Origin of the sequence: Streptomyces sp. MBT53 (genome assembly GCF_016654115.1) — a bacterium.
Lineage (GTDB): Bacteria > Actinomycetota > Actinomycetes > Streptomycetales > Streptomycetaceae > Streptomyces.
Window position 1 is genome coordinate 1 of record NZ_JAEQAZ010000474.1, and the last position, 2,594, is coordinate 2,594.

Here is a 2,594-nt window from a genome sequence, read left to right on the forward strand (position 1 = left end):
GGCCGCCGTAGTCCAGCGCAAGCCGATGAATCGTGTGCCCCTCTGGCACTACCGCATTTCCTTTCCCACCCGCCCACCCGCCTCGGTCACTCGACGGGTGAGCCTCGAAGAACCTTCTACCGCTGCGGGTGGTGCGCCGGGATCTCCGGCAGCTCACCCGTCGTCTCGTAGTCCGTCAGCATGTCGATGCGGCGCTGGTGCCGCGGGTCCTCGGAGAACGGCGTCGACACGAACGTCTCCACGAACTTCGTCGCCTCGTCCCGCGAGTGCATCCGCGCACCGACCGCGACGACGTTCGCGTTGTTGTGCTGCCGGCCGAGCGACGCGGTCTCCTCGCTCCAGGCGAGGGCCGCCCGCACGCCCTTGACCTTGTTCGCCGCGATCTGCTCGCCGTTGCCGGAGCCGCCGATCACGATGCCGAGGGCCTCGGGGTCGGCGGCCGTGCGCTCGGCGGCGCGGAGGCAGAAGGGCGGGTAGTCGTCCTGTGCGTCGAAGATGTGCGGCCCGCAGTCGACGGGCTCATGACCCGCCTCCTTCAGCCACTCGACGAGGTGGTTCTTGAGTTCGAAGCCCGCATGGTCGGAGCCGAGATACACGCGCATGGGACGAGTGTGACATGCCTGTTTCCGGGAAGCAGCTCCGGGGCCCGGCCCGGTTAAAACCGGGAAACACCTCGGAACCTCAAGGAAACCTCAAGTAACGATCAGGAATCAAAGGTTCACTAATTACTTTGCCTCCGATTCACTGGACCATCTTGCAAACGGCGCAAAGGAATTCCCCCCATGACTGCCCCCAAGACTGACGGTTCCGGCCTCCAGGCAGGGCTCAAGAACCGGCATCTGTCGATGATCGCGATCGGTGGCGTCATCGGCGCCGGTCTCTTCGTCGGTTCCAGCTCGGGCATCGCGACCGCGGGCCCCGGCATCCTGCTCTCCTACGCGCTCGTCGGCACGCTTGTGGTGCTGGTGATGCGCATGCTCGGTGAAATGTCCGCCGCGAACCCCACGTCCGGCTCGTTCTCCGCGCACGCCGACCGCGCGCTCGGCCGCTGGGCCGGCTTCTCGATCGGCTGGCTGTACTGGTTCTTCTGGGTCGTCGTGCTCGCCGTCGAGGCGACCGCCGGCGCCAAGATCCTCGAGGGCTGGATCCCCGCCGTACCGCAGTGGGGCTGGGCCCTGCTCGTGATGGTGGTGCTGACCGCCACCAACCTCGTATCGGTCGGCTCCTACGGCGAGTTCGAGTTCTGGTTCGCCGGGATCAAGGTCGTGGCGATCGGCGCGTTCATCGTCGTCGGCGCGCTCGCGGTCTTCGGCGTGCTGCCCGGCGCCCACACCGACAAGGCGGGCCTCGGCAATCTCACCGACCACGGTGGCTTCCTGCCCAACGGCCCCGGCGCGATCCTGACCGGTGTCCTGCTGGTCGTCTTCTCCTTCATGGGCAGCGAGATCGCGACCCTGGCCGCCGGTGAGTCCGAGGACCCGCAGCGCGCGGTCACCAAGTCGACCAACAGCATCATCTGGCGCATCGGCGTCTTCTACCTCGGCTCGATCCTCGTCGTCATCTGCCTGCTCCCCTGGAACGACCCGTCGATCAAGGAGCAGGGCTCCTACGTCGCCGCCCTCGACTCCCTCGGTATCGCGCACGCCGGCCAGATCATGAACTTCATCGTGCTGACCTCGGTGCTGTCCTGCCTCAACTCCGGCCTCTACACGGCCTCCCGCATGGCCTTCTCGCTCGGTGGGCGCGGCGACGCCCCGGCCGCGTTCGCCCGGACGACCTCGCGCGGCGTACCGATGGCGGCGATCATCGCGTCGGTCGTCTTCGGCTTCGTGGCGGTCTTCTTCAACTACGCCTTCCCGGACACCGTGTTCCTCTTCCTGGTCAACTCCTCGGGCGCGGTGGCCCTGTTCGTGTGGCTGGTCATCTGCGCGTCCCAGCTGCGCATGCGGCGGATCATCGAGCGCGAGTCGCCGGAGAAGCTCGTCGTACGGATGTGGCTGTACCCGTATCTGACCTGGGCGACGATCGCCCTGATCGTGTTCGTCCTCGGCTACATGCTCACCGACACGAAGGGCGAGAGCAGCGGCCGTACGACCGTCCTGCTGTCGCTGCTGGTCGCGCTGGCCGTGGTGGCGGTCTCGGTGATCAAGGAGCGGGTGCGGGGCGGGCAGGCGGTCGCGGTCGCCGCATCGGACACCGACACGGACAAGGTGTCTGTGGGATAAGGGAGTTCACAGCACGACGAAACTGTTCTTGACCTTGTCGTAGGTCTTCAGGGCCTGGGTCTCCACGTCCGGCCGGTACCAGGTGTTGATCTGGTACGACTTCCCGTCCGCGTCGAAGCCGAGCAGCCGGGCGTGCCAGGGAGTGCCCTTGAGGGTGAACGTGTACTCCCAGACCACCGCCGGGTACCCGCGGAACGTCGTACTGACGAGGCGGATCTTCCGGTAGTCCTGCCCCTGGTGGGCGTTCCGCTCCGAGGCCTCCCAGGTCTGCATGAGGTCACCTCGGGCGAGGGAGGACTTGCCCACGAGCTCCTGGCTGCCGTCCGGGGACGTGTAGTGGACCTCGGCACCCGTCTTCAGATCCCGCCG

Annotated in this window: 2 protein-coding genes and 1 pseudogene; 1 reads left to right on the forward strand and 2 read right to left on the reverse strand. The window is 66.9% G+C overall.

From position 1 onward, the window contains the following. Positions 1-116: 116 nt before the first annotated feature. Positions 117-602 (reverse strand): ribose-5-phosphate isomerase, encoded by a 486-nt coding sequence (locus tag JHN45_RS52320; RefSeq protein ID WP_200717611.1) that lies wholly within the window; start codon positions 600-602, stop codon positions 117-119. Between the two features lie 180 nt (positions 603-782). Here JHN45_RS52320 and JHN45_RS52325 point away from each other — a divergent pair, with 180 nt between their 5' ends. Then, positions 783-2,225, forward strand: coding sequence for an amino acid permease (locus JHN45_RS52325; protein ID WP_200717612.1), 1,443 nt, complete (start codon positions 783-785; stop codon positions 2,223-2,225). 6 nt (positions 2,226-2,231) lie between these two features. Here JHN45_RS52325 and JHN45_RS52330 read toward each other — a convergent pair. Then, positions 2,232-2,594: pseudogene (locus tag JHN45_RS52330) on the reverse strand (serine/threonine protein kinase); the annotation flags it as partial.